The organism is Bradyrhizobium genosp. P, assembly GCF_049949265.1.
GTDB lineage: Bacteria > Pseudomonadota > Alphaproteobacteria > Rhizobiales > Xanthobacteraceae > Bradyrhizobium.
The window spans coordinates 1,377,577-1,403,544 of record NZ_CP188195.1 but is presented as its reverse complement, the minus strand read 5'-3'; the positions used below and the strand labels follow the sequence as shown (position 1 = coordinate 1,403,544).

Genomic DNA, 25,968 nt, shown 5'->3' with positions numbered 1-25,968 from the left:
GTGTGCCACTTGGCCGGATATCAATACCTTGTCGGGTGGAGTTTGAATTCGACAGCAGGCTGCAGCGCAAGATCGTCGGGCGCTACGGAAAACATGATCGGTCGGCGTGACCGGTCATGACGGCACTGTGAGATATCTGCGACCTGCAAAACAATGCGGGCGTTCTGGAGGAAACATCATGGACGCGATTGAAACGCTGACCACTGCACCGCTACTTCCCCTGCACGACCATTGGCTCGTTCCACGCCAGGCCGCTCTGCTCGGAGAGGCCCGAGCCGCCGAACGCACCGGGGGACCCGACGCCTATTGGGATTGGGCGGCCAGGCACATGCGTTGGCAGCGCCCCTGGGACGCTCTGCGCGAAGGCGGCCTGGGGGATATACGCTACTATGCAGGTGGCCGGCTCAACGTCGCCGACAATTGCGTCGATCGACACGCCGAAGATCCAGAGCGGGCGGACCGGCACGCGATCATCTGGGAAGGCGAGCCTGGAGACGTGCGTCGCCTGACCTATCGCCAGTTGCGTGACGAGGTCAGCCGCTGCGCCAACGCCCTGAAGTCGCTCGGCGTGCGTCGCGGCGACGTGGTCGCCATCTATTTGCCAAACCTGCCCGAGACCTTCGTCGCCATTCACGCCTGCAACAGAATCGGCGCAATCCACACTGTGCTGTTCAGTGGCTTTGCACCGGACGCCGTCCGCCTCCGCCTGCAGGCATCGCGCGCCGTCGTCGTCATCACGGCGGACGGCTCCTATCGCCGCAGCCGCACCGTGCCGCTGCTCGCCAATTTGCGCGAGGCGCGCCAGGGCGTTCCCCAACTGCGCCACACGCTGGTGGTTAATCGGACCGGCGCCGCGCCCGACCTCCAGGTGAACGAAAGCAATTGGTCGACGCTGCTGGACACCATGTCCACCGATTGCGCCTGCGAGGCGATGGAGGCGAACGAGCCAGCTTTTCTGATTTTTACGTCGGGGACCGAGAGCAAACCCAAGGGGGTCGTGCACAGCACCGCGGGCTTTCTCGTCGGGACCTGGGCGAACGTGCAATGGCAGGTCGGACCGGAGCCGGACGACATCTACTGGTGCGCAGCGGACGTCGGTTGGTTGACGTTTCCGATCCAGGCCGTCACCGGAGGGTTGGCGCACGGCATCACCTTGTTCTGCTACGAGGGCGCGCTCGACTATCCCGAGCAGACGCGGCTCCTGGCGTGCGCAAAACGGCATGGCGTGACCAAGATCCTCGTCGCCCCCACCGGTCTTCGCATGCTGCGCGCCGCGGGCGACGACGCCGTGAACGCCCGGAAGCCGCGCCTACGCCTGATCACGACCCAGGGCGAACCGCTGGACCCCGAAACCGCAGAGTGGACTCAGCGTACGTTCGACGTTCCGCTGGTCAATGCCTACGGCCAAACCGAAACCGGCTCGACCTGGACCTATCCGGTCTACGGCGTGGACGCGCTGAAGCCGGGAAGCTGCGGAACTCCGGTACCGGGCCATGCCTGCGCTGTCGTCGACGACGCAGGCGAACCGGTCCCGCCCGGAACGCGCGGCAATTTGGTGCTGACGGCTCCCTTCCCGACGCTGGCGCGCACGATCTGGGACGACGCGGAACGCTATCGCACCGCCTATTTCACCCGCTTCCGCGGCCTATATGCGACATCCGACGAAGCCGTGATGGACGCCGACGGGCAGATCTGGGTGCTGGGCCGGACGGATGACGTCATCAATGTCGCAGCCCACCGCATCAGCACCATGGAAATCGAAAGTATGGCGGCGAGCCAGCCGGGTGTCGCGGAGGCCGCCGTCGTCGGCGTGCGCGACAGCGTGCGTGGCACCGTGCCGGTGGCCTTCGTGACGCTGCGTCCCGGTGCGGATGCTGCCGCGGTCAAAACAGGTGTCGCCACCGCCGTCGAGCGCGGCATCGGAGGGATCGCACGGCTTGGCAATGTCTATGTCGCGACAGCGCTACCCAAGACGCGGGCCGGCAAGATCATGCGGCGTCTCTTGCGCGAAGCGGCCGAGACCGGCACGGTTACGGGAGACACCACCGGACTGGACGATCCCGCGGCGGTGCAGGCGGTGTTGACCGCGGTCAAGAGCTGAAACTCGAGCGCTGCCTCCCTCGAACGAATAAGCAAATTTCGATGAGAATCGTCGCCGCGTGCAGGTAGCTTGCCAAGTGATGGGGCGAGTTCTGGGGTTGTGGCCAAATTCACAGCTGACCTCGAGCTTCTCGGGCAGGCTAAAAATGCCCGATGGCGCAACGATCCCAAAGGGTCCTATCACTCTTGGAAAGTAGATTGCGGCTGAAGTTTCGATCGGGAGTGGTCGGGTTAGAAAGGCGCTTCGCCATGGCGTTCACAAGCCAAGTTCCAAGGGCGCACTGGTGCTGTCGAGGAACTCAACCGTGGTGAACCACAAATCGGCATCGCCAAAGATTTCGAGATCGTGGATCTCGCCCTTCCCATAGACGAAGTGACGGGTCTCGCCGGCTGAATAGACGGCTTCGACGATCGTCCCATCCTCTGCGTGCGATCGCGCCCGACCCGGCGTCACTGCGGTCCAAAAGTAGTCCAACACGTGACGATGGAATCCGATGCGCTGGCCCGGAGCAAGCCGGATTTCCCAGACACGCACACGGTCCGTTTCGGATAAGAGCCGCGTGCCGACGCGTCTATTGAACTGATTGGCTTCGAACTCTCTGCGCATGGCATCGAGCCAGGCAGCCCTAACCTTTTCCGTCACACCAGTGCTCACTGTAGTGCCTCCTTGCGATGAGTTAGCCAAGTTGCGTTATTCGACGCCGGGCCCAGTCTGGGCGCGAACGTGCTGCGCGCCGAACGCTGCCCGGACTGAAGCGGCCGCCGCACTGCGTTCCAGCCAGATGGATCAGAGGGTGTCCTAGTCACTCCACCAACTGGTGGAGGCGGTGCGTGAGAGTAAAAAACGGCCACACAAACCCGTTGGTCTCGCCGAACCTTCCCATAGCCTCGATGAATCCGGTCGTCGCGCGAGGCGACTGGCTTGCAAGTGTCGAGACTTCGAAGATTTCACTCCGCCGGACCATCTGGCCGGAGCGAATGCTCAGCACCTCTTCCGCGGGCGCGTCGAGATAGGCTTCAGAGAAAAAGCCGTCGTGCTCCGTTCGTATGCCGGCGGCGCAATCAATCGTGCCATCCGCTTCGAAGCGAGCTATGAGTCGCGACGGGAAAGTATCCAGCCTGGCACCGTACCTTGAGTCATAGACGGCCCTGATGAAACGCTCTGCCGTTTTGCGTTTTGGGTGGCTGGTATCGAGCAATATTGTCTGGCTCATCGCTCTCAATTCTTATCGATCGGCGAATACGTTTTCGTTTTCGCCGCATCACACGAGGCCGGATCAAGGCACCCCTTTCATTGCACGAGCATTGCAAGCTGGAGCAGGCACCGCATGGAGGCATTGCTTCGTCCTTGGTCCTCGTCATGATGTTGTTCGTCCTCCACCATAAAAAGGCCTCAAAGCCGCAGCGATCTCTGCCGCCTTGGGGGGCCACTCAAATTGGCGGGCGGCGCATCGAACTCGATTTGTAGCGCCGGTCAATTTCCCGGACCTGATCTAGCGTTTCGACCGGCTGGCGAGCGACGGGTAACCGATCCCAGGACGTAAGCGGCCACGTGATACCAGTTTCTATATGTCCTATCCGATCATTGGCAGCAGGCTGGCATGCGGGTCCTAATCGTCGAAGATGAGCCAGATCTGGCATCGTTCCTGGCCTCCATTTTGGTCAGCGCGGGTCTCGTGGTTGACCGGAGTGGCTCAATAGGAGAGGCGCTTCAGGCGCTCGAGACTGCACCGTTCGATATAGCGATTGTGGATAGGCGTCTTCCTGACGGGGACGGCCTGTCAATCGTCGAGGCAATGAAGGAACGCGAACTTGTACCGGCGTTTCTCATCCTCACCGCACGCGACGCAAAGAGCGATGTGATTGAAGGGTTAAATAGCGGTGCTGATGACTACCTCGTGAAGCCATTCGAACCCGATGAGTTGCTCGCGCGCGTGCGTGCAATCGCTCGCAGCAAAAGTCCAAACCGCTCGCTGGCGACGTTGGTCGGAAAGCTGTCAATCGACCTCGACGGAGGAGCCTGGGTTGAGAATACCCCGCTCGCGCTGCGACGCGGCGAGTTGCTCATCCTGCAGACGCTTGCTCAACGCGCCGGCCGTGTTGTAACGCGCAATGCTCTGATCGATGCCATCTACGGCTCCGACGATTTGATCGAATCGAACACGATCGACTCTCAGATTTCGAGATTGCGGCGCAAGCTCCGCGATGTCGCCGCCGAGGTTGAGATCGTTTCCCTGCGCGGACTAGGCTATCTTCTGCAAAGGACCGAGCCAACTGTCGCCGGCGCCGACCACGACCGAATCCATCAAGACCGAATCCACAAGTAGAGCACACGTGAATTCTGACACCGTTGCATTCGGCGCAGTCGCGTCAGGAATCCTCCGCGAAGAATAGCCGAATGGTGGTTCCTCCGCCTGGCGTTTCAAAGATCGCCAGTCGGCCTCCATGCGCGGCCATGATGTCTCGGACAATCGTGAGCCCCAAGCCGGCTCCATCGGAGCGCGGTGACAATCGATTGAACGGTTCGGTGACCTTCCTGCGCTCCAGTGAAGTGATGCCGATCCCGTCATCAACAACTTCAAGGATGACATTGTCGACGACACGCAGAAGTATTGTCGATCTAGCGTGGGCGTGGAATACGGCATTGTCAACGAGGTTCGCAACGGCGGCGCGAACCGTCGCTTCATTGGCATTGATCAACGGCCTCATATCGCCTTGCTCTTCAAAAGCGATATCGATGCCGCGCGCCACGAGCAGTGGCGCCAAGTCGGCGAGAGCGTCGCGCGCTATATGGTTAAGATAAATTGGTTCGAAAGGCAGATCGGCATTGTGGAGCCTCGCAAGCTGTAGCATTGACGAAACGATCGTAGTCAGCCGGTTCACGTCTGCTGTCAGCGCGATCCGCGTCTTGGCATCGCCGATCCCTTCGACCTTCGATCGCATGATCGATAGTGGCGTGCGCAGCTCATGGGCGACGTTGTTCATAAAACGTCGCTGCAAATCCATCGTGCCGGCGATCTGATCAAGGGCAGAGTTCAAAGCCGAGGTCAGCGGCATGAGTTCGGCCGGCGTTTCCTTTGTTGGAAAGGAGCCGCGTGGCGCCTTGGGGTCGATCGCCGCTGCCGCTTCGGCCGCGCGCCGCAAGGTTGCGCCGATGAATGAGACGGACATCGCGATGGCGGCGGCGATGATGATTCCAAAAACCAGGGACGTCATCAGTGCAGGGATTGCTATGGCATCCAGGTAGTGCTCTAGAATCAGCGCGCGACTAGGATTGCCGCCGCCCGTTGCAATGATCAGGCGGCTAGCATTCATCTGGACGACGTCGAAAGATACGGCATTGTCTACGCCGCGACCGAGTGTCATCTGGGCCTGTATGGTCGGCCCGTCGAGTCGGATATCGATCGGAAGATGCGGTCGCAGTTCGGGAGCGTATTCAGCTACGGCGTCTCCGTCTGATATCAGATACCAGAGTTTGGGGCTGACTTTCTGGAGGTTGACCAAGTCCGGCGTTTTCTCTACCGCAACGCCCTTGGCGTCGGACAGACGCACTGCTTGTCGGATGATCGCGGAGGTCACGTTGTTGCGAAGCGAACCCGGCTCCTCGGTGATAAAGGTGAAAGCCAGAACAGCGGCGACGCCGGTTCCGAAAAGAGCGAGCCCGAGGAGCGACAGTCGAATGGTCAAAGCGCGAGACAGAGACGTCATCATTGACTCCGGGCGGATCTCCGCTTTTGCTCCTGAGACGGCGTAGCTCGGCGGAAAGCAGCGGATATCAGGTTGGGACTGTCACGGCCATCCAAGATTTGGAAAAGAACGGCGCCTGTCCGATCTTGCGAGAGCCCCAGGGCGTAAGAGTGTCATCTGGTGAGGGGCTTAGAGATGCGAACGTCAACCAACCATTCATCTTCGGACAATCTCTTCGCCTTCACGGATTGTGGCTACCATGGCTGACATTGCCGTTGTTGTCGCATCGTCCGACCGGCCAACTGGCCCTCCTGTCGCAAGAGTTCAGTTCGGCGCGCGTGCCCTGTGGATGATTTTTGTCACCCTCGTTGCTTGGTCGATCTTCGCAATGTCGAGCGCTCGGGCTGACGCCGACACGCGGCCCGGTGGTCTGCCAACAGCTCCGGGCCGAGATATTCTGGCGCAGATCGAAAAGACCTTCGATGCGGCTTCACGGAGGGTAGCCGGCACTGTTGAACGGTCATTTGCCTTATTCGGCGAGCCGAATGCTTATATCATCGGAGGCGAACTGAGCGGCGCGTTGGTTGTCGGTGGAAGGCACGGCGTTGGCGAACTGCATTTCGCCGCCGGATCGCCCTCGCCCATTACTTGGTCCGCCCTCTCCATCGGAATCGGGCTGGGAGCCAACTACGACCGGGTCATCATGTTGGTCTACGGGCTGGACCGGCCCGAAAATATTTTTGGTACCTATGCGAGTATTGGCGGAAACGCTCATTTCCTGGTCGGGGCAAACGCAACAATCCTGGCCTCCGATCGCGCGAGGATCGTCCTGATTTCCTCAGGGCTCGGACTTCGTCTGTCGGGCGATGTCAGTGGCCTCCGCATCGAGCCCGATACTGACGACAACCCGCCGCGACCACCCGAGAACATCTGTGCCAATCCCGCAGATTGCCCGGGTGCCAATCGGCGCTAATGCAAGATCTAACGAAATGAAGCCCAAGGTTATTGCGAATCCTCAGCCGGCACGGTCCCTTGCGTATTTTTTAGGGCTTCGGGAAACCGGAGGCTCGCAGTCGTCCCGCGTCCGGGGGTCGATGTGACGATCAGCGCCCCTCCATGCGCCGCCATGATCTCCTGAACGATTGAGAGGCCTAGCCCGGCGCCTTCTTTTGCAGCGTCTCCGGTGTGGAATGGCTCGATGAGCTTGCGTTCAACGCATGGCGATATCCCAACTCCGTCATCGCTGATCGACACCTTCCCGCGACTTAGATTAGCAACAATGCGCTCAGCGCCATGCGCATGGACTAGCGCGTTGCCAACCAGGTTGGCCAAGGCGCTCCGAACCGCGGCTTCGACGCCGTGCACCATGAGGGGGCCTTGCTCGACCTGCTCCAGTGATAGCTCGATTCCGGCATCCAGTGCAGAGGGGCTGAAATCTGCAAGCACGTCCCGCGTCACGACGGCCAGATCAATGGGTCGCCGTTCGATGGCACGATTTTGCAACCGCGCCAGGTCCAGCATCGCCGCCACCAGAGATGTGAGCCGACGAACATCGCGCACAAGTTCGACCTTCAAGGCAGGTTCGGTCACATCTTCGATCTTGGCACGCAACAAGGTCAGCGGCGTTCGGAGCTGATGAGCTGCATTGCCGATGAACCGGCGTTGCCTTTGGATATAGGCGTCAATCTCATCAAAAGCGCGGTTAAGCGCCTGGACCAACGGTTTAAGCTCGACCGGGACTTTATCGAGCGAAATCGATCCCTGCGGTGCCGTCGGCTCGATTGCTAGTGCCAGCTTCGTTACGCGTTCGATGCTGCGCGCCACAAATCGCGCCGACAAGGACGCTCCGGCCGCTACGGTTGACGCGAAGGCAAGCGCCAAAAGAGAAACGGAAAGGAGATTTCGCGATACAAATGACCTTGCGACCTGGCCGAGGCGGATTTGCGCGCCTCCGATCATCATCACCACCAAGTCGGAAGGCCCCCTTCGCACGACGGCCAGGCAAAAAGTGCTCTTCTGGTCAAGCGTATTGAGGACCGAGTAACCGATCGGCCCGGTATAGGGAAGCGAGAAAGGCAGGGCCGGTCTGAGTTCGCGCCTGAACTCACTTATAAGTCGTCCGTAAGACACGACGTACCACAAGTTTGGACTATTGGATTTTATCTCGGTGATACCGCCCGTGGAATGGATAGTCAGCGCTCCTCCAGGGTCGATGACCGTGGCGCCATTGAGAATAGCCGCGGCTACCTCGCAACGGTGGTGCTCCCCTTCGCGCGCTTGACTCAACCAGACGACGATGCCGAGCGTGATCAGGAAGATCGCCGTTGCAGTCACGCTGAGCGAAAACGTCAGGGTCCTGGTGATCGACGTCATCGGTTATGACTCTTCCTGAGAATATAGCCGATGCCCCGCATGCTGCGGATTTCGACGTCGCTGCCAAGGTCGGCCAGCTTCTTGCGCAGCCGGGACACCTGCGACTCGATGGTATTGGATTCGATCTCGTCATCGAACCCGTATATCTCCTCGATCAATGCTGCGCGTGTGACCACGCGGTCTCGCCGCATCAGCAGCGCTTCGAGGATCAAGGATTCGCGCCGACGTAACAGCATCTTGTTGCTGGCGACGATGGCCTCATTGGTGCCGACGTGCAGTTCGACGTTTCCGAACGACAGCACCGGTGGGACCAGAAACCGCGGCCGCCGCAGGACGGCGCGCACCCTGGCGATAAATTCCTGCGGCTCGAACGGTTTGCCAAGATAATCGTCAGCCCCACTGTTCAGGCCATCGATCACGTCTTGTTTGGTGTCCTTGGCCGTCAGCATGATGATAGCCGGTCTTTCCGGCAATTGGCTCAACGCCGTGACGATTCTGAGCGCATCGCCATCCGGGAGCATCCGGTCGACGATCGCCAGGTTGTACTTGAAATTGCTCAGCGCATGCTCGGCATCCAAAACCGACTCCACGATGTCGACGATGCCGTGTAACTCCCCGAGCAAACGACTGACATACGCCCCGATCTGTGGTTCGTCCTCGATCACCAGGGAGCGCATCGATCTTCCTTGCCATGACTGGTCGATAGAGCCCGCAGGATCGTGACATTACCCGGTTGGCCGGATTCCACCTACGGCAATCGGCGCAACGAACGCAAGCCAGGAAGCACGGACATCCCATGGGTTCCGGCAACGGTGATGGCTCGGCTTCTTCGCAGGCAATGTTGGGGCAATGTTCAGCTGTATTTCGAATCTCACAAGCTATCGACGAGCGACGCCGGGCAATGATCCATTGATCAAAGATTTTTTGCTCCAAGCCAGAGCGCCGATTGCCGATATTGGCACCGGTGCCTTGCGGCATTGGTAGCAAGACCGCTCGAACAAGTCGCTTACTTGAGAATTGTTTAGTGAAGAAAGCCGAGAACATCCCGGCCGCAACAGCAGACATCCGGCGAAGCGCCGATCTGCTTTGCCGGGGGCAATCTTGGGGCAATGTTGGCTCGGCATCTTGCAGCTCCAAACCACACCAACCGACCCTGCCAAAGCTGCGCCGGGGTCAGGGGCCCTCCAATGAAGTACGCCGTCCAAGCCGCTCTCGGCTCGTACGTGAGCGGCGCGCGCCGAATGTTCTCGGCCGCGTTAATTGCTGCGCTCGGCGTCGTTGGGGCCATCTCCAATTCCGCGTCAGCCCAACCTGCCTTCACGTTGCCGGCTCCCCCTTTTGAAGTACCGATGCTGCCGTCCGCGTCCGGCGACTGGACTGCGACGATCGGAATAGGGGGCGATTACAGACCGGATTTCGAGGGGGCGAAAAACAGCATGTTCAGCCCGATCCCGATCTTTTCCATCCGTCGCGCCGGCTCCACCGACCAGTTTCGCGGCCCGCGCGACAGCGCAAGCATCGCGCTGATCGACTTCGGCGATCTTCGCGCCGGTCCCGCCGGCAAGTTCGTGACCGGGCGAAAGAGCTTCGACTACAAAGAACTGAATGGCCTCGGCGACGTCAGCACCGCGGTCGAACTCGGCGGCTTCGTCGAATACTATCCGGTCGACTGGTTCCGCGCGCGCGCCGAGCTTCGGCAGGGCGTGACCGGCCACCACGGCACCGTTGCCGACCTGTCGGCGGATTTCATCGTGCCGCTGATTCAGCGGCTCACGATATCGGCCGGCCCACGCTTCACGTGGGAAAGCAACCAGGCGACGGCACCCTATTTCGGCGTTGATGCCGTGCAGTCGCTGGCTTCCGGGCTGCCCATCTTCAACGCGAAAGGCGGTCCGCACTCGGTCGGCGTTGGCGCCCAGGTGTCCTATCGAATAAATCAGCAATGGGAAGTTCATTCCTACGTCGAGTACGAGAAGCTGCTCGGCGACGCGGCGTCGAGCCCTCTCGTGACCCTTCGAGGTTCGCCGAACCAGACCACCTTCGGCGTTGGCGCGTCCTATTCGTTCGACTTCAAGATCCGATAGAAAGTCATGCGCCGCAGCACTCGATTCGTGAGCTTCGCGACGATTCTTCTCGCCGTCAATGTCGGAGGTTGCGCGATGCTTGAAACGCACGCAACCAAACTGCAGGCGGTCAAGACCGTCGGCATCGTCTCGGCGGTTGGTGACGAGATGAGCTTCGCACGGACAGGGCTGACCGGGCTGAGCAGCTCCAGTCAAAAAATGTCGATCCAGTCATGGGGGCTGGACGATCTGATCGTCCAGCAAGCCACCGCGGCATTGAGCACTCGTTTTCAAGTGCAACCTGTCAGCTACCAGCGAGCCGCGTTCGCGACGATCAAGGATTCTCCGGTTATGCCCGTCAACCTCATTCGTTCCGACCCGTTCAAGAAGCTCGTTCAGACGGAAGTGTCGCCACAGGGGCTCGACGCTTACATCGTGATCACCAAGGCAAAGTCGAATTTTGGCGGTGGCGGCCGAAAGGTCGAAGGCATTGGCTTCATCACCTACGGCACGGTGCTGGCGTCCTACAACCAGATCCATGCCCTCTACGAGATTAGGGTGTTCGACGGCAAGACGTTCGAAGTGATCGAGAAGCGCGTGGCTCCGCCCTTGGATAATTCGGAGACGATGAAGCTCACGGGCCCAAGCCGCTTGGTCGACGAGACGTTCACAGCAGACCCCAACAACCCCCTGCAGAACGACAGGCTGCACGCCGCGATCACGGACCTTATTGTACGCAGCCTCTCATCGACGCTGAGTGACATGAATCTCGCAGATGCTCATTAACCGGAAGCGACAACCAGGAGAATGTGATGAACCTTTTGCGTCGTTGCCTAGCTCTGACGGCGTTGCTGCTGACCACGGATACCAGTTTCGCTGACGATGTCCTCGGTACCTGGGCACGCGACAACGGCGCCGTGCGCGTCAAGTTCGAACCGTGTGGCGATGCCATCTGTGGGAACATTGTGTGGCTAAAGCCGGACTCCAAAGCCAAGCTCGGGACGCGTGTATTCTACGACATGCGCCCAAATGGCACGAACTCCTGGTCCGGCAAGGCCACAAGTCCTGACGACGGAACCCTCTATTCGGGCAAGATGTCAATTGAAGGATCCACCCTCATCACCTCTGGCTGCGTAGTCGTTGGACTGATCTGCAAGTCAGCGAACTGGAGGAGAGTCCCTTAGCGCCGGCGTGCCTGAGAGGCCGATCATGCTGAAATACGCGTCAAAGCTCCTTCTGGGCATTCTTTTTCTGTCCTGGCGACGGTTATCGGCTCCTACCTGGTGCACCACTACTTTGCAGGCAGGTATACTGCGAAGGCGCCGGTATCGCTTGCGTACACAGCAATCGAACCAAAGGCAGTCGACGCCAGTGCACCTCATCACGAGATGGTACAAGCGGAAGTAACTGCGTCGGCAAGCTCGCTGGAGGCGGCTAAGGCAATCGGGCCAGCGGAGGCGGCCGCCAGCCGCCGCATCGTCGCTCAGACCGATGAAGACCAGGCTGTGCCGTCTACCAGCAGCAAACTGGCCGAGCCGACGAGTGTGCCTGCGCCGCATCGGCCTTCCCCGCGCGACAGGCGCATTTCAGAGACGAATACAATGACCACGCTGGAGATCGCGTCGAAAGCCATTCCGCAAGAACCGGGCAGCGCGACCACCGAGCGCACTTTCAGTACGAGCGCCGCTTCATCCATCGGCGCGGCTCCGCCACGAGAAATTGAGCGAGACGACGACCGCTCGCCGCCGCATGACTACCGGACAAAGAGCGTGCATTTCGCCAGCGGGATGTTGCAACCCATTCTCCGCATTACATCGTTTCTTCTAAAGCCGGACACCCCGGGAGAACAGCTCTCGCGCGGAGATTTTTAGCAACGCAGTTGCGTCCGCTTCCCGCAATGTTGAGGCAATCCAGTAGAGGTCTCTTGAGGAAACGCCTGCACGGGACCGTCGATCTCGTGAAGATGCTGACCGCGCACTTTGCGGAACCCGTTTATGCACAACCGAGCCGACGAACGATCGTCATCGTTTGTGGTCCGGACCCTTCCATGGATATGCACCTTTCTCCGTCCGTGATGCCCTCGAAGCGACCCCGTCGATCACGCGATCGAGCACGGGCGTGGCCACAGGCGTCGCCGCCCGCAATCTTTGGGCAATGTTGGCGGATCATTTACAAGCTCGCCTCCACACACTGAATGGAGGTCCGATAGCAAAGCAAACACGCGAGTGAAGCGCAATGGAGCGGATTCAGCCGGCCGAACTGTGCAGACCGGAAAGTAGGAGGAAGGACGTTGCTGCGTCAAAAAATGGATCAGCGCAGACGCTGACCCTGATCGTGGAATTCACGACCCTTACGGGATTGATTGCCGCGATTCTAGTTTTGCTGGTCATCGCGGCATCCGCGACAACGTTAGAGCCGCAACACAGTATCTGCATGCTTCAGTCGATAGCTGATCAGGGTCACCGCGCTCACCCATCAGGGGTGAATGGCGTTCGGTGATATTGGCCTCTCGATCGAAATCACGCACGGAAGAAACCTGGAGAATTGAGTAAATGCAACTAAGAGTCACGCCAAAGGTCGACGCACGCTACTGGGCGGCAATCCTCGTTGCGAGCATGCTCGGAACGAACTTAGGCGATTTATTCCCCGACATCCTTAAACTTGGTTCGAGCGTCAGCCTACTCGCCCAGACTGTCATATTTTTCGTCATCATATTAGTCGAACACAAGACTAGAAACGGCAGTGAGGCAGTTTACTGGCTGGCGTTGCTGACTGTTCGAGCCGCTGCCACCAATATTGCCGATCTCTCCGTCGAGCGCGCGCATCTGGGCTACATCCCGATCTCGGGCGGCCTCGCAGCGCTGTTGGCCGCGCTGGTCTCACTTCGCCGTCGCACTGCTCCGAAATACTCCACCGGCGATCTTCCCGCGACCGACGGCCTATATTGGTTCACGATGCTTACCGCCGGCGCGCTCGGGACGGTTATCGGTGACGGTGTCGGCCATGCCTTCAGTTCCGTGCAGATAAGCGTTCCGATCTCGGCCGTAACCGCGACTGTAGCTTTGGTGCTCATCTTCAGCATCAGAGCCCGGATGGCGGCAGCGCCCGCGGCAAGCTACTGGATTGCGGTCGCCGCGGTGAGATGGTGGGGCACCAATGTCGGTGACATCCTAGCCTTTCTGCTTACGCTGCCGGTCAGCATCGTGGCAACCGGCGCGGTCCTCACGTTCATACTGTGCTTCTGGCGCGAGCCGTTAACCAGGTGTGGAGTAGCAGCGCCGACGTGAGCCCAGGCTTGGTGGGGACGTGATGCCCGGCGGAATGTTCGCTTTCCCGCGCCGATTGCCCACCCGCGCTCAGCCCATCCCTGCCTGGGCGATGTCCAACCACCGCGCTACGCCTGTGCCTATGACACGGCTCTCCGCCTGCGGCGCAGACAACAACTGATCGAGGCGCAATTCATGCACACGTGCACGATTTACGAGTCAGTCCTTGACGTGCCGCCAGAGGTATGGGGACGGCTGGTAATAGAGACGGACTTCGCGATGGACCGACGGCTGATTGAGGTGCAGCGGAGGACGTTGCTCGAGCAGAGCCGCATGTGGATCGTGCTGGTGAGGGATGCCGCAAGTGAGCCGGTAGCCATTGCGTGTTTGGCGCGATTCGATTTGGAACTGATGGAGTTGCCCTCGTGGTTGAAGTGGGGTGTAGATGCAGTGCGGCAGGTGCGGCAAGGATTTTTGATGAACCGTGTGCTGTTTGTCGGCTTGCCGTTGCCATGCGCATCGAATCATTTGCGGTTTGCTGCGCGAGCGAACCGACAATCGGCGCTGGAGACGCTCGATCGGCGGATTTAGGAGTTAGCGCGGGAGGAGCACGCAAGTTACGTCGTTTACAAGGAGTTCGAGGAGACGGATGCAAGTCGCATGGCATTGCTCGAGGCACGGGGTTATTTTCGCGGGACCTTGCCGGTGCTGCACAGGATGGCGGGTCGTTTTCGTAGTTTCACGGAGTATCTGGGCGCACTGAGAGCGCGTTATCGAAATCAGATCACACGATCGCAGAAAAGGTTTTCGGCAGCAGGATTGCAGGTTGTTCATGTGACGGATCGGCAAGAGATACGGCGGCGGTTTACGGCGGAGGTGCATCAACTGTATATGTCCGTACATGCGAAGTCCAAGACGAAGCTAGAGCTTTTGCCGTTGAAATTCTTCCTGGAGTTACCGGATGCGTTGCCGGGTCAGGTGGTGGTGACGTTTGTGGAAGATGCAGCGAGACGGGTGGTAGGCTTTACGCTGGCGATCCAGGCAAACGGGATACATTACAACGTGTATTCGGGCTTTGACTATGAGATGAACGAACGTGCACATATCTATTTCAATTTGTTTTATCATGATCTTAATTATGCATTTTCGAGCGGGGCGACTAAGGTGCATTTGGGTGAAACGTCGGATAGTTTTAAGTCGCGGCTAGGGGCCGAGACGGTGCCGATGTATTGTTATGTGAAGGCGCGCAATCCCGTTATGCAGGCGGTTGTGAAGCAATTCGCGCAGCAACTGTTTCCGAAACCTCGCGTGGGACGTCAGGATGTTTTCAAGCGAGAGAGGAATGCCGGCGAATGAGGGCCGGCGACTTTTGGGCGCAAGGCCGAAGACAAGCCTTGGGCCATGAACGAGGGCCATGTACGAATTCGGCATCTCCGACCCAGACGAAACACCGGTCCGGATTGGCCGGCCAATCCAGCTGCGAAGCAAAGTTAGGCTGCGCTCAACAGTAATTTATGAGTGCACGGCCTAATCTAATCGGCGGTTATGCTCTGGCATGTCGCGCGTGGCGCGCTTGATGTCGAGTTCCCGACCTCCGCCGCGATCAAGAGTGCAATTCCTTTGTCGAGTTTGGCACGCAGTGGGCAGAGTTCGCCGACGTGGTGAAGGAGCTCCTTGCCGATCTTGTCCTGAGCGGCCTCGGGCAAGCCCTCAACCTCTGCAATCGCTTCCTGAAGTACGTCATGCAGTAGGGAAGTTATGCATCCGCTCGGGGGCGGCGCAATGCAGAAACCATGGCATTGACAGGCCACCGAAATCGCTTCGTAAAAAGAAAATTATGCGATGCCCATCGTAGTCGCAAAGCCATCCGGCCCTTGCCGGACAAATGGGCGCCCAACTCATCGACTCTCGAAAGGAACAGCTTCGGGATCGGCGATCTATTTGCCTTGTTGTAGCCGGCAACCAAGTCGATCGTTGGGGCAGCGCGCTTTCGCCAAATGATGAGTGCGCCCGACCTAGGGGCGCCTTAGGATGAAGAATTCTTCCCGGGAACCACCGACTCAAAGGATCTTCCCGGTAACCGAATCGACGTGAACCTGCCGAGACTTCGCTCCTTTTTGGACGAGAATTTCCCATACCCGGCCGCCGTGCACCTGCACCAAGCCGGCATCAATCGCACGGCCGCCATCGGTATTCTCAGCTGACGTAATGGCCTGGCGCAACGTGACCTTGACGCCCTTCAAGGCGGCTACTTCCGCTTGGTGCTCCCTGTCCAATTCCGATTCCTGCGTCATGATACCCTCGTCGATCACTGCAGCGGTCGTACTGTCGAGGAGACTGTCCCAGACCTTCCCATTCGCGTAGGTGCGGACTGCATATACTGGCTGGCCGTCTTTTGGTTCGAAGAAGCTTACGTCGAGTACGGTTCCCTCGCCCCGCAGCTTTTCGGCCGTGTCGATGATATCGGTGACCGCAAGCCATGCCGATTGCGCTGTTGCAGCTTTCTCAACCGTGGCCGGTAAGTTCGGGCCGCGCCGATCAAGGCTGGCGGACAGATTCTGCAGGGCATCCTTCGCGGTTGGCGCTTGCGGCCTCTTGGCACTCAGTTGCACAAGAGCCACGTCGATCGCCTTGTCCATGACCCGCCATCGCCCCGGATCGCAGGGACGAAGCGCCGCCTCCATTTTATTCCACTTCGCTTTGAGATTCTTGATCCGCGCCTTGGCGCGCGTGAGATCCCCGGCGTTGACGATGGTCAGGGCATTTTCGGCGATTGTGCGAAGGGACGAAAGGTCGCCCAACGAGCTACATTGTTTTGATACGTCCTGGCCGAGAACGCGGCTGCCCGCGCTGAGTGCGAGCAGGATGAGGCAAAGGACACCGACGACCGGGAGGAGAGAGATTATTCTCTGCAAGAAGCAATCCTCCGGAACGGGCTCGATTTGTCCCGGCTGCGATGCGATACTTACGAGACAGAGCGCAGATCGATGGTGGCGGAAACCCGTATCTCCCCGAACGAGCTTGTGCCAGACGATGCCGAATGATGAGCGCCCCAACTTAGGAGCGCCTTAGGATGAAGAATTGTTCAGGAGCTGGAACAGATATTCGCCCCAGGCTCGCAAATGCGCGACGCCGCCCTAAGTCCGCATCGCTTGGCCCCGGGGCATCCGCTGGGTATCGGTGATGTTGCCATCGGCGCGGTGGCCAACAACCCGGATCTGTAGGCGACCAGGACCCGCCTCGGTGTTGCCGAAGCCCAGGCGTTCGCAGCTGGTATTCTACCAATTCCGCAATTGAGCCTCAGAATATGAACAGTGTAAACGGCAATCAAGCGGCGCGGCAAAGCCCTAATTATCAGCTAAGTCGGGTCAAATAGTCATTGTGCGACGCAATGATCGCTGGCGCTCAATGACCGGAACTCCTCTCCCTGACAACAATCGAATCTCTCCACAAAATGGTGCCACTGGTCCCGCGTCTGGCGCTTCTTCACGGAGCCTCGCCGAGGACACCAACGCCAATGAAGATATCGAGCGCGGTCTCAAGAATCGCCACACGCTTTCGAGCGGGCGTCGCCGAAAGCTCCTGGTTGCCTTTCTGTTGATCGCGGCCAGCGGAGCCGCGGCAACGTCCGGGTTCAAAAATTCATCGAATCCGACCGTCAAACCGTTGCTTATCGCAGCCATTCCGGTGACCGCGGTCAAGGCATCCACGCGAGACTTGCCCATCGAAAGATCCGGTCTGGGAACAGTGCTGCCACTCAATCAGGTCGACGTAAAGGTCCGCGCCGACGGCCAATTGCAGCGGATCGCCTTTGTCGAAGGCCAGTCCGTCCAGGCTGGCGACCTCCTCGCTGAGATCGACCCACGACCGTATCAGGCGCAGTTGGCGGCCGCCCAAGCCACGCTCAAAAAAGACATGGCCCAGCTCGCGAGCGATCAGGCCGAAGACACACGAGCCGCTAAACTTTCACTCACAGGCGCCGGGACGGGACAGGCCGCCGACAAGGCAAAAGCTCAGGTCGCGATCATGCAGGCAACGCTCATGGGAGATCAGGCCGCGGTCGATACCGCTACCATCAACCTTGGCTATACAAATATCACGTCACCGATTTCCGGGCGTGTGGGGCTCAAGCAGATCAACGAAGGCGCCGTGGTCCATGCAAGCGACGCGAGCGGGTTGGTGACCCTCACGCAGATCCATCCCATCGCAGTTGAGTTCTCGCTCCCGCAGGACGAGCTTCCCGATCTTCTCTCCGGTCAGGCTAAGGCGTCGCTTCCCGTAACGATATACTCCCGTGACGGATCGCGCCAACTCGCGACAGGAAAACTGACAGTGATCGACAGCCAGGTCGATACATCCACAGGAATGGTCAAACTGAAGGCAGAGTTCGGCAACGACGACAGCGCGCTTTGGCCGGGGCAACTTGTCACCGCCCGCGTGATCGTCAAAACCGATCGGAATGCGACCATCGTCCCGTCGGCCGCAATCCAGAACGGTCAGGATGGTCCCTATCTCTTCATCGTCAAGCCCGACGCCACCGTTGCGCGCACTTCGATCAAGTCCGGACCGGCGGTCGGTGACGTCACGGCGCTGCTGTCGGGCGTGAAGCCCGGCGAGAACGTCGTCGTATCCGGACAGTCGCGGCTGACACAAGGTACTGCAGTGAGCGTCACACAGGCCGATACCAAAACGGCATCCACCGTATCCCGAACCGAGTGATGGTCATTTCCGAACTCTTCATCCGCCGTCCCGTCGGCACCTGCCTGCTGGCACTTGGACTGGCGCTGCTGGGCACGGTCGCGTACTTCATGCTGCCCGTGGCGCCCTTGCCGCAGATCGACTTTCCGACGATCGCGATATCGGCCCAACTGCCTGGCGCGAGCGCGCAAACGATGGCTACGGCCGTCGCGACGCCGCTGGAGAACTCGTTGGCGACCAACGTGTCCGGTGTCGCGCAAATGACATCGACGAGTTCGTCGGGGCAGACGAATATCACCCTGCAATTCGACCTGAGCCGTGACATCAACGCGGCCTCGCAAGACGTACAGGCTGCGATCTCCGCTGCCGCAGGTGCGCTGCCAAAGAACCTGCCGAACCCGCCGACCTTCCACAAGGTCAATCCGGCCGAGGCGACGCTGCTGACGCTCTCGCTCAGTTCCGACGTCGTGTCGGTGACCGAACTCGACCACTATGCGGAGGACGTGATCGCGCAGCAGGTCTCGCAGATGTCTGGAGTGGGCCTGGTCGATTTCCACGGCCCACAGCGTCGGTCCGTTCGGGTAAGGCTCGATCCGGACAAGGTCGCTTCGCGCGGCCTGACGCTGGAGGATATCCGCAACGTGATCGGGCAACAGACCGTAAACTCACCCAAGGGATCGCTCAGCAACGCGGACCGGACGGTAGTTCTCGATGCCAACGACCAGCTGATCGACGCGCCGGCCTATGGCGGGATGGTCGTTGCCTACCGCAACGGCGCGCCAATTCTGCTGAGCGACCTAGGGACGGTCGTCACCGCGCCGGAAGACACCCATCAGGCGGCATGGCTGCAGGGTACCCGCGCCGTCATGATCGACATCCATAAGCAGGCCGGCTTCAACGTTCTCAGCACGATCCAGGCGATCAAGGATCGCATACCGGCGTTTTCGGCGGGATTGCCGGCCGCCGTTACCCTGTCGGTCGTCGGCGATCGCACACAGATCATTCAGGCATCGGTCGATGACGTTCAGTACACGATGCTGATCACGATCGCGCTGGTTGTTGCCGTCATCTTCGTGTTCCTGCGCAACGTCTGGGCCACCATCATCCCAAGCATCACGATCCCGCTGAGTTTGCTCGGCACCTTCGGCGTCATGTATCTGCTCGGGTACAGCCTCGACAACCTCTCGCTGATGGGTCTCGTCATCGCCGTCGGCTTCGTCGTCGATGACGCCATCGTGGTCATCGAGAACGTCATCCGCCATATCGAGATGGGAAAAACGAAAATCGAAGCCGCGATCTCAGGAGCGCGCGAAGTGGCGTTCACCATCATCTCCATGACGATTTCGCTGATTGCCGTGTTCATTCCGGTGCTTCTGATGGGGGGCGTCGTCGGTCGGATGTTTCGCGAATTCGCCGTGACGGTCAGCGTAGCGATCCTGATGTCCGGCGTCATCTCCCTCACCGTGACACCCATGATGTGCGCTTGGCTCATCGATGACGGCCATGGCATCCGGCACGGGCGGCTGTACCGCTGGTCCGAAAGCGGCTTCGAAGCCATCACCAGCGGCTACGCACGCTGCCTCGACATTGCACTGAGGCACCATTTGCTTACGCTGCTCGTCACCGCGGCAATTTTTGTCCTCACGATCTGGCTCTATTTGCTCGTTCCCAAGGGATTTTTGCCCCAGCAGGACACGGGCTTTATTCAGGGACAGGCACAGGCCGCAACCGATATCTCGTTTGAGGCTATGTCGACCAAGATGCAGCAGCTCGGCCGGATCGTCTCAAGCGATCCCGACGTCTACAACGCTGCCTACTGGATTAATCCCAGCCCTTCATCGAGCGTCGGGCAGATCCAGATCAACCTCAAGCCTTTCGCGCAGCGTACATCGAGCGCCGCCCAGATCATGGCAAGGATCAAGATAGCCACGATCAGTATCGAAGGCCTGACGCTTGCAATGCAAATCCGGCAAGACGTTCAGATCGGCGGTCGACAGTCGGCGGCGCAGTATCAATACACTCTTCAGAGCGGAAACCCAGCCGAACTCGACAAATGGGCGACGGTGGTTGGCAAGGCCATGTCTGCGATTCCGGGTATTCAGGATGTCACGTCCGACAAGCAGAAGCCGGCGACCAGTGCGATGCTGGTGATTGATCGGCCAACGGCGGCGCGACTGGGAGTCAGCGTTCAGGCGATTGACGACATTCTCTATGATGCATTCGGCCAGCGGCAGGTGGCCACACTCTTCACGCAAGTCAATCAGTATCATGTGGTTTTGGAGCTCGATCCGCGCTTTCAACTCGACACCGAAGCTTTGACCCATCTCTATGCTCGCTCCTCCACAACGCAGAAGCTGATTCCGCTGAGCATGCTCGCAACTGTCAGTACAGCCGTTCTTCCGGTCACCATCAACCACCAGGGCGCACTGCCCGCCACCACTCTTTCCTTTAATCTAGCGCCCGGCGTGGCTTTGAGCGACGCCGTTGCTGCGATCCGGACCACCGAGCTCAATGCAGGCATGCCGGTCGGCCTCACGGGGTCATTTCAGGGCACCGCCCAGGCATTCCAGGATTCTCTGAAGAGCCAGCCGTGGCTGATCCTGGCAGCCGTGGTTGCAGTCTATATCGTGCTCGGCGTGCTCTACGAGAGCGCGATCCATCCACTCACGATCATCTCGACGTTGCCGTCAGCAGGACTTGGCGCGCTGCTGGCGCTGCTGTGGTCAGGAAGGGACCTTTCCATCATGGGAATGATCGGCATTATTCTGCTGATCGGCATCGTCAAGAAAAACGCGATCATGATGATCGATTTCGCAATCGAGGCAGAGCGCGAACAGGGAGCATTACCCGCCGACGCCATTCGCCAAGCCTGCATCCTGCGATTCCGTCCAATCATGATGACGACGCTGGCAGCACTTCTCGGCGCCTTGCCTCTCGCCCTAGGTCACGGCCCCGGCGCAGAACTTCGCGTACCACTCGGCATCGCCGTTGTCGGCGGCCTCGTTGTTTCCCAGATCCTGACCCTATTCACCACGCCTGTTGTGCATCTAGCGTTCGATCGGCTGCGGAGACAGCGGATTGCGGTTCCGTCAGCAAGCACACCGCTTACAACGCACAATCGGTGACAGCCGCAGAACGTCGCTTGGCCGGCTGCGTCCAAAATGCGTGGACGATGCCGGCTGACCATCAGAAGCACAGAGAGCGGGCAACGGCGCTAAAGTGCTGGGATGCCCTGGCTCGACCTGTCAATGTTCGAAGGGAATCTTGTTGGTTTCCATGGCAGAGACCAGCGACAGCACGCCGATCGAACAAGCGTGGATGCCGATGTGAGCCGCCATCTGCAACACCTTGAAGATCTCAGCACGACTGATGCCGAGCCTTAATGCCCGGCGGATTTGAAGGCGTACGCCCTCTGGATTCAGTTCGGTGAAACAGGCGTTCAGCGCCAGTACGATCAGCGTTCGCGATTTTTCGTCGAGGCCTGGCCCCGGGACACCGCAGGTCAGAAGATCAAGCATCACCGCGAAATGGCCCGGATCTAAACTGAGCATTCTCTCGCAATAAAGTGGCCAATCGCCGAAGCGTTGCTGGTAGTGCACCTTTAGGCTCTTGCGAACCACTCAACGACCCCTCGAATTCGGGGATGCGTTGTCCCACCGCCTGCAATTCCTCGACGAGAAAGGGCGGCGCGCAGGGTGGCCGCGACGCTCCACTCGAGTTGGAGGAAGGCTTCTCCCCCGATATCGCGTCCGTTCTCAAGACAAGGGGGCATCGGATCAAGCGGTCCCTGACGATCGGCAGCACGCAGTCGATTATGCTCAACGGGGACCGCTTTCTGGGCGCAGCAGACATGCGCCGCCCGACGCCTTGGCGCTCGGCGCGCGATAACCTCTGAGCCCCAGTTCGACGACACCATCGTCGATCGTGCGATAGCGGCGTTTGCGACGGTAATACGAATGTACGAACTGCCATAGCTACTGACCGGTTCACCTGCTCGAATATTCGACGCTCTCGCCCGAGTTGAAGCTCGAGCGTCGTCTAGCTCGACCGTCACAAAAATTGAGCTTGGTGCGGTCTTTTGATTTCAAAGCTTCGTTTCTAGGCATCACTGAGCGGGCGTCTGGGCGGCCTTGCCCGGACCGGCCGCCAACCCCTCTTGGGCGAGCCGGCCGAGGCCGGTGTGCACAATGGCAGCGACGATGGCGCCAACGATCGGAGCTAAGAGATACAACCATGCATCATCGAATTTGCCAGTCGCGACCATTGGGCCAAGAGCCCGCGCCGGGTTGAAGGGGGCGCCTGTGAGGGCCCCACCCATGAGGATGTTGAAGGTCAGCGTCATTCCAATTGCCAGCGGCGCGAGATTTCCGGCGCGGCCCGCAACCGCCGTGGCGAGTACGACCGTCACCAGAAAGAAGGCGAGCAACGCCTCGATCATGAAACCGGCGGCGGGCGAGATCGTCACCGATGTGGCGCCCAAAGCGAGATTGTGTGCAAGTGCCGGCGTGCCGAGGCCGGTGGCTGCACCACCCAGAACGGTTCGCAGCAAGAGCGCGCCTGCGATGCCTCCGATGAGCTGGCTGACGATGTAGCCAATCGCTTCGCCAACGCGCATCGCGCCGGCGGCTAGAACACCGATAGTGACGGCCGGATTCATGTGCGCGCCTGATATTGAGCCGAACGCGAAGGCGAAGGCCATGATGGCCAGGCCGTGGGCGAAGGCAATTGCGGCGACGCCGGGCAGGCCGACACCGTCGCCGATTATGGCTGCGGCGCCAGCGCCGATGAATACGAACGCGAAGGTGCCAATGAACTCGGCGATGAGCTTGGATGCAGACTGGTTAGACATCGTTCTCTCCAGAGATGATACTGACCCGGCGCGACCGGGTTAGGGCCAAGGGGTTCCGGCTTGATCGGCGGAAGCCGGCGGCGCAGCAGAGAGCGCCGCCGACCGCCTAAAGCCAGCAAGCCTACTCGGCGGCGGCCATTTGCGATTTGAATTTGATACCCAGCGCCTTCGCGACGCCTGCGCCGTACGCCGGATCGGCCTTGGTGCAGTTGGCGACGTGGCGTTGCTTGACTTCAAGTCGGGCATCACCCATGGCGCGAGCGGTGTTCTCGAACAGAACCTTTTGTTGGGCGGAGCTCATCTTCCGGAACAGATTGCCGGGCTGTTCATAGTGATCATCGTCGACTCGATGGTCCCAATGGGTCGCATCGCCCTCGATCGGCAGCGGCGGTTCGATCAGCGCTTCGTTACTGTCGATCCAGGCGCCCTTGCTGTTGGGCCAGTAGCTCGGCGTTGCGCCGAGATTGCCGTCGGTTCGCATCTGGCCGTCGCGATGATAGCTGACGAACGGGCATTTCGGCGCGTTCACCGGGATATGGTTGAAGTTGACCCCGAGCCGATAGCGCTGAGTGTCGCCATAGGAGAACAGCCGACCCTGCAGCATCTTGTCCGGCGAGTAACCGATACCCGGCACCAGATTGGCCGGCGAGAAGGCGGCTTGCTCGACCTCCGCAAAGAAGTTGTCCGGATAGCGGTTCAGCTCCATCACGCCGACCTCGATCAGCGGATAGTCGCCCTGCGGCCACACCTTCGTCAGGTCGAACGGATTGAAGCGGAAGGCTCTGGCCTGTGCGTCGGTCATTACCTGGATGAACAGCGTCCAGCGCGGAAAGTCGCCGCGCTCGATACTCTCGAACAGGTCTCGGCCGTGGCTCTCGCGATCCCTGGCGACGACAGCCGCCGCTTCCTCGTCGGAGAGGTTCTGGATACCCTGCTGCGTGCGGAAGTGGAACTTGACCCAAATCCGCTCATTGGCGGCGTTGATCAGCGAGAAAGTATGGCTACCGTAGCCATGCATGTGGCGGAAGCTCTTCGGAATGCCGCGCTCCGACATGGTGACGGTGACCTGATGCAACGCCTCGGGCAGGAGCGACCAGAAATCCCAGTTGTTATCCGCACTGCGCAGCCCGGTGCGCGGGTCGCGCTTGATGGCATGGTTCAGGTCCGAGAAGCGTAGTGGATCGCGGAAGAAGAACACCGGCGTGTTGTTGCCGACGATGTCCCAGTTGCCTTCCTCGGTGTAGAATTTCAGGGAGAAGCCACGGATGTCGCGCTCGGCGTCGGCGGCGCCGCGCTCCCCGGCCACGGTCGAGAACCGAGTAAACATCGGAGTCATCTTGCCGATCCCCGAGAATATCTTCGCCTTGGTGTAGCGGGTGATGTCGTGCGTCACGGTGAACGTGCCGTGCGCTCCCCAGCCCTTGGCGTGCATCCGCCGCTCCGGGATCACCTCGCGGTCGAAATGCGCCAACTTCTCGATCAGCCAGATGTCCTGGAGCAGAGCCGGGCCGCGCGGACCAGCCGTCATGATATTCGTGTTGTCCACCACGGGCGTACCGGTGGCGTGGGTCATTTTTGGGGTGCGATCGATCATGGGAACGTCCTCTGCTCAATGGTGATTAGTCGGATCAGTGTTGATTTGCGGACGTGTTGTCCGTTGTCCCCGTGGTGTCTGCGAGATCCGCGGGTCGCATTCGGTCGGTGTTTGCGGAATAAGGGCGCGGATGGAAATGTATCCGTCCACTTCGCAATTACTTTGGTTCGTTTGCTGCGACTGCAGCGGCCTTGCGAGAAAGCTGGACGGGCTGGAAGGCACTCAGCGGCAGCGGCTCGACGCATTCCAGCGCCAGCGTCAAACCTCTGTATGTTGCGCGCGGTAGCACCCAATTTGGGGCGCGACCTCGTTCAAGGGTCCGGCACCTCGAGTCCCCTGGGCCTTCGACTTGTCGCTTGGAAAAAGCAGCCTTCCCCCGACCGCAGGCAGGGCGGGTCTTCGGCTCGGACGCCGCGCTTTCAATCGATGTTGCGGCGATACCTGCTCGGGGTCTGACCGGTCAGTTTGTGAAACGCGGCACTGAATGTGCTGGTTTCGCTGAAGCCCACCTCGAACGCAATCGCGGTAACGGACAGCTCGCGATTGGCCAATAGCTGCTTGGCTCGTTCGATCCGGCGACTGGCATGATATTTGTGAGGCGGCACACCGAAGGACTGCTTGAACGATCTGGAGAAATGCCAAGGGCTTAGCCGCGCCAGCTCGGCCAGGGTTCCAAGCGGTATGTCATCGGCAACATGCTCCTCGATATAGGCAGCCACGCGCTTGCGCTGCCAGCACGCAAGCCCGCCACGAGTGACCGGTTCGTAGAGCGCGGCGTCGCCATTGATGCGGACGATTTCGTGCGTCAGCAAAACTCCGAGCGCATCGGCGTATTGGCGGAGCATCGTGCCAGGGCACTCGACCTGCGACTTGAGCTTGAGAGCAGTTTGCCAGAGATCGTGATCGTAAAAGAACATGCGCGGCTTGAATTGAATCTCGCCAAACCGCAGCGCAGGATCGGCAAGAGGTCCCCGCACATCGATATAGAAATAGATTGCACGAGCTAACGCTCGCGGTTTCTGCGATCCATAAAAGTCATGGCCCGCGGGAACGAAGGTCAGCTTGCGCGTGAAATTGCGCAGGGTCGACCGGGGCAGGCCCTCAACAAAGGTCTCACCGCCGTCGCGCTCCGCGAGCTCCGCGGCGATAAGTAGATGGCAGGGAGCCCGGAATCGATATTCAAACGGCTTGTGCCGCGTGATCTCGACCGTTTCCACCCGCAAACCTGACCAGGCTGCGGAACGTCGCCTCACGATCTCCGATGGGGCATAGTCCACCATCGAGCGATTTTCAAGATTCGGGTGTACCGGTGCCGGGGAATGGTAATCGCTGATCGGA

General features: G+C 59.8%; 22 protein-coding genes. 11 read left to right on the top strand and 11 right to left on the bottom strand.

Translation table 11 applies throughout. From position 1 onward, the window contains the following. Positions 1–178: 178 nt before the first annotated feature. Positions 179–2,101: an AMP-binding protein gene (locus tag ACP2YO_RS06705; RefSeq protein ID WP_426440149.1), complete on the top strand. Its 1,923-nt coding sequence runs from the start codon at positions 179–181 to the stop codon at positions 2,099–2,101. A 255-nt stretch (positions 2,102–2,356) separates the two neighbouring features. On the opposite strand, the gene ACP2YO_RS06700 is transcribed toward ACP2YO_RS06705, so the two are convergent. Both ACP2YO_RS06700 and ACP2YO_RS06695 read right to left on the bottom strand, forming a co-directional pair. After that, the gene (locus tag ACP2YO_RS06700; RefSeq protein ID WP_426443092.1) at positions 2,357–2,707 is read right to left on the bottom strand and encodes a hypothetical protein; all 351 of its coding nucleotides are present in this window, start codon (positions 2,705–2,707) and stop codon (positions 2,357–2,359) included. 196 nt (positions 2,708–2,903) lie between these two features. Then, on the bottom strand, positions 2,904–3,314 hold the full coding sequence (locus tag ACP2YO_RS06695) for a thermostable hemolysin (RefSeq protein ID WP_426440148.1): 411 nt from the start codon (positions 3,312–3,314) through the stop codon (positions 2,904–2,906). A 387-nt stretch (positions 3,315–3,701) separates the two neighbouring features. On the opposite strand from ACP2YO_RS06695, the gene ACP2YO_RS06690 reads away from it, so the two are divergent. Continuing rightward, positions 3,702–4,427, top strand: coding sequence for a response regulator transcription factor (locus tag ACP2YO_RS06690; RefSeq protein ID WP_426440147.1), 726 nt, complete (start codon positions 3,702–3,704; stop codon positions 4,425–4,427). Positions 4,428–4,470: 43 nt separating this feature from the next. Here ACP2YO_RS06690 and ACP2YO_RS06685 read toward each other — a convergent pair whose 3' ends face one another. Continuing rightward, positions 4,471–5,808 carry a sensor histidine kinase gene (locus ACP2YO_RS06685; protein ID WP_426440146.1) on the bottom strand — a complete coding sequence of 446 codons (1,338 nt, stop codon included), beginning with the start codon at positions 5,806–5,808 and terminating at the stop codon, positions 4,471–4,473. Between the two features lie 238 nt (positions 5,809–6,046). Between ACP2YO_RS06685 and ACP2YO_RS06680 the strand changes: the two genes are divergently transcribed. Next, positions 6,047–6,760 carry an EipA family protein gene (locus ACP2YO_RS06680; protein ID WP_426440145.1) on the top strand — a complete coding sequence of 238 codons (714 nt, stop codon included), beginning with the start codon at positions 6,047–6,049 and terminating at the stop codon, positions 6,758–6,760. 29 nt (positions 6,761–6,789) lie between these two features. On the opposite strand, the gene ACP2YO_RS06675 is transcribed toward ACP2YO_RS06680, so the two are convergent. Together ACP2YO_RS06675 and ACP2YO_RS06670 are read right to left on the bottom strand one after the other, a co-directional pair. Further along, entirely contained in the window at positions 6,790–8,160 is a 1,371-nt protein-coding gene (locus tag ACP2YO_RS06675) for a sensor histidine kinase (protein ID WP_426440144.1), read from the bottom strand. Further along, positions 8,157–8,837 carry a response regulator transcription factor gene (locus tag ACP2YO_RS06670; RefSeq protein WP_426440143.1) on the bottom strand — a complete coding sequence of 227 codons (681 nt, stop codon included), beginning with the start codon at positions 8,835–8,837 and terminating at the stop codon, positions 8,157–8,159. Before ACP2YO_RS06670 ends, ACP2YO_RS06675 begins: the two co-directional genes overlap by 4 nt. 510 nt (positions 8,838–9,347) lie before the next feature. On the opposite strand from ACP2YO_RS06670, the gene ACP2YO_RS06665 reads away from it, so the two are divergent. The 3 genes from ACP2YO_RS06665 to ACP2YO_RS06655 are packed head-to-tail and all read left to right on the top strand — an operon-like array spanning position 9,348 to position 11,407. Then, positions 9,348–10,244 (top strand): MipA/OmpV family protein, encoded by an 897-nt coding sequence (locus ACP2YO_RS06665; protein WP_426440142.1) that lies wholly within the window; start codon positions 9,348–9,350, stop codon positions 10,242–10,244. 6 nt (positions 10,245–10,250) lie between these two features. Next, the gene (locus ACP2YO_RS06660; protein WP_426440141.1) at positions 10,251–11,009 is read left to right on the top strand and encodes a hypothetical protein; all 759 of its coding nucleotides are present in this window, start codon (positions 10,251–10,253) and stop codon (positions 11,007–11,009) included. A gap of 26 nt (positions 11,010–11,035) precedes the next feature. Beyond that, positions 11,036–11,407 carry a DUF2147 domain-containing protein gene (locus tag ACP2YO_RS06655; protein WP_426440140.1) on the top strand — a complete coding sequence of 124 codons (372 nt, stop codon included), beginning with the start codon at positions 11,036–11,038 and terminating at the stop codon, positions 11,405–11,407. Between the two features lie 299 nt (positions 11,408–11,706). On the opposite strand, the gene ACP2YO_RS06650 is transcribed toward ACP2YO_RS06655, so the two are convergent. Next, positions 11,707–11,919: a hypothetical protein gene (locus tag ACP2YO_RS06650; RefSeq protein WP_426440139.1), complete on the bottom strand. Its 213-nt coding sequence runs from the start codon at positions 11,917–11,919 to the stop codon at positions 11,707–11,709. A gap of 919 nt (positions 11,920–12,838) precedes the next feature. Here ACP2YO_RS06650 and ACP2YO_RS06645 point away from each other — a divergent pair. From ACP2YO_RS06645 to ACP2YO_RS06635, 3 genes are all read left to right on the top strand, one after another. Next, on the top strand, positions 12,839–13,510 hold the full coding sequence (locus ACP2YO_RS06645; RefSeq protein ID WP_426440138.1) for a hypothetical protein: 672 nt from the start codon (positions 12,839–12,841) through the stop codon (positions 13,508–13,510). 258 nt (positions 13,511–13,768) lie between these two features. Then, positions 13,769–14,080 (top strand): hypothetical protein, encoded by a 312-nt coding sequence (locus ACP2YO_RS06640; RefSeq protein WP_426440137.1) that lies wholly within the window; start codon positions 13,769–13,771, stop codon positions 14,078–14,080. 69 nt (positions 14,081–14,149) lie between these two features. Continuing rightward, positions 14,150–14,845 (top strand): GNAT family N-acetyltransferase, encoded by a 696-nt coding sequence (locus ACP2YO_RS06635; protein ID WP_426440136.1) that lies wholly within the window; start codon positions 14,150–14,152, stop codon positions 14,843–14,845. Positions 14,846–15,549: 704 nt separating this feature from the next. Here the strand turns inward: ACP2YO_RS06635 and ACP2YO_RS06630 are convergent. After that, positions 15,550–16,404, bottom strand: coding sequence for a PepSY domain-containing protein (locus tag ACP2YO_RS06630; RefSeq protein WP_426440135.1), 855 nt, complete (start codon positions 16,402–16,404; stop codon positions 15,550–15,552). A 493-nt stretch (positions 16,405–16,897) separates the two neighbouring features. Here ACP2YO_RS06630 and ACP2YO_RS06625 point away from each other — a divergent pair, with 493 nt between their 5' ends. Both ACP2YO_RS06625 and ACP2YO_RS06620 read left to right on the top strand, forming a co-directional pair. Further along, positions 16,898–18,208, top strand: a complete 1,311-nt coding sequence (locus ACP2YO_RS06625; protein ID WP_426440134.1) for an efflux RND transporter periplasmic adaptor subunit — start codon at positions 16,898–16,900, stop codon at positions 18,206–18,208. Next, positions 18,208–21,312 carry an efflux RND transporter permease subunit gene (locus ACP2YO_RS06620; protein WP_426440133.1) on the top strand — a complete coding sequence of 1,035 codons (3,105 nt, stop codon included), beginning with the start codon at positions 18,208–18,210 and terminating at the stop codon, positions 21,310–21,312. Before ACP2YO_RS06625 ends, ACP2YO_RS06620 begins: the two co-directional genes overlap by 1 nt. Before the next feature lie 120 nt (positions 21,313–21,432). Here ACP2YO_RS06620 and ACP2YO_RS06615 read toward each other — a convergent pair whose 3' ends face one another. The 4 genes from ACP2YO_RS06615 to ACP2YO_RS06600 all read right to left on the bottom strand — a co-directional run bounded on the left by ACP2YO_RS06615 (position 21,433) and on the right by ACP2YO_RS06600 (position 25,910). After that, the gene (locus ACP2YO_RS06615; RefSeq protein WP_426440132.1) at positions 21,433–21,786 is read right to left on the bottom strand and encodes a carboxymuconolactone decarboxylase family protein; all 354 of its coding nucleotides are present in this window, start codon (positions 21,784–21,786) and stop codon (positions 21,433–21,435) included. Positions 21,787–22,292: 506 nt separating this feature from the next. After that, the gene (locus ACP2YO_RS06610; protein WP_426440131.1) at positions 22,293–23,036 is read right to left on the bottom strand and encodes an MIP/aquaporin family protein; all 744 of its coding nucleotides are present in this window, start codon (positions 23,034–23,036) and stop codon (positions 22,293–22,295) included. 121 nt (positions 23,037–23,157) lie between these two features. Beyond that, on the bottom strand, positions 23,158–24,630 hold the full coding sequence (locus tag ACP2YO_RS06605; protein ID WP_426440130.1) for a catalase: 1,473 nt from the start codon (positions 24,628–24,630) through the stop codon (positions 23,158–23,160). A 419-nt stretch (positions 24,631–25,049) separates the two neighbouring features. Further along, entirely contained in the window at positions 25,050–25,910 is an 861-nt protein-coding gene (locus ACP2YO_RS06600; protein WP_426440129.1) for a helix-turn-helix domain-containing protein, read from the bottom strand. Between the last annotated feature and the right edge of the window lie 58 nt (positions 25,911–25,968).

Bases quoted from the DNA above. Each gene is read 5' to 3' on its own strand.
- ACP2YO_RS06625 (WP_426440134.1), top strand. From the start codon at position 16,898: ATGACCGGAACTCCTCTCCCTGACAACAATCGAATCTCTCCACAAAAT.
- ACP2YO_RS06685 (WP_426440146.1), bottom strand. From the start codon at position 5,808: ATGACGTCTCTGTCTCGCGCTTTGACCATTCGACTGTCGCTCCTCGGG.
- ACP2YO_RS06705 (WP_426440149.1), top strand. From the start codon at position 179: ATGGACGCGATTGAAACGCTGACCACTGCACCGCTACTTCCCCTGCAC.
- ACP2YO_RS06600 (WP_426440129.1), bottom strand. From the start codon at position 25,910: ATGGTGGACTATGCCCCATCGGAGATCGTGAGGCGACGTTCCGCAGCC.
- ACP2YO_RS06640 (WP_426440137.1), top strand. From the start codon at position 13,769: ATGGACCGACGGCTGATTGAGGTGCAGCGGAGGACGTTGCTCGAGCAG.
- ACP2YO_RS06645 (WP_426440138.1), top strand. From the start codon at position 12,839: ATGCTCGGAACGAACTTAGGCGATTTATTCCCCGACATCCTTAAACTT.
- ACP2YO_RS06680 (WP_426440145.1), top strand. From the start codon at position 6,047: ATGGCTGACATTGCCGTTGTTGTCGCATCGTCCGACCGGCCAACTGGC.
- ACP2YO_RS06675 (WP_426440144.1), bottom strand. From the start codon at position 8,160: ATGACGTCGATCACCAGGACCCTGACGTTTTCGCTCAGCGTGACTGCA.
- ACP2YO_RS06690 (WP_426440147.1), top strand. From the start codon at position 3,702: ATGCGGGTCCTAATCGTCGAAGATGAGCCAGATCTGGCATCGTTCCTG.
- ACP2YO_RS06700 (WP_426443092.1), bottom strand. From the start codon at position 2,707: ATGCGCAGAGAGTTCGAAGCCAATCAGTTCAATAGACGCGTCGGCACG.
- ACP2YO_RS06635 (WP_426440136.1), top strand. From the start codon at position 14,150: ATGGCATTGCTCGAGGCACGGGGTTATTTTCGCGGGACCTTGCCGGTG.
- ACP2YO_RS06610 (WP_426440131.1), bottom strand. From the start codon at position 23,036: ATGTCTAACCAGTCTGCATCCAAGCTCATCGCCGAGTTCATTGGCACC.
- ACP2YO_RS06695 (WP_426440148.1), bottom strand. From the start codon at position 3,314: ATGAGCCAGACAATATTGCTCGATACCAGCCACCCAAAACGCAAAACG.
- ACP2YO_RS06670 (WP_426440143.1), bottom strand. From the start codon at position 8,837: ATGCGCTCCCTGGTGATCGAGGACGAACCACAGATCGGGGCGTATGTC.
- ACP2YO_RS06605 (WP_426440130.1), bottom strand. From the start codon at position 24,630: ATGATCGATCGCACCCCAAAAATGACCCACGCCACCGGTACGCCCGTG.
- ACP2YO_RS06660 (WP_426440141.1), top strand. From the start codon at position 10,251: ATGCGCCGCAGCACTCGATTCGTGAGCTTCGCGACGATTCTTCTCGCC.
- ACP2YO_RS06620 (WP_426440133.1), top strand. From the start codon at position 18,208: ATGGTCATTTCCGAACTCTTCATCCGCCGTCCCGTCGGCACCTGCCTG.
- ACP2YO_RS06650 (WP_426440139.1), bottom strand. From the start codon at position 11,919: ATGGATGAAGCGGCGCTCGTACTGAAAGTGCGCTCGGTGGTCGCGCTG.
- ACP2YO_RS06655 (WP_426440140.1), top strand. From the start codon at position 11,036: ATGAACCTTTTGCGTCGTTGCCTAGCTCTGACGGCGTTGCTGCTGACC.
- ACP2YO_RS06665 (WP_426440142.1), top strand. From the start codon at position 9,348: ATGAAGTACGCCGTCCAAGCCGCTCTCGGCTCGTACGTGAGCGGCGCG.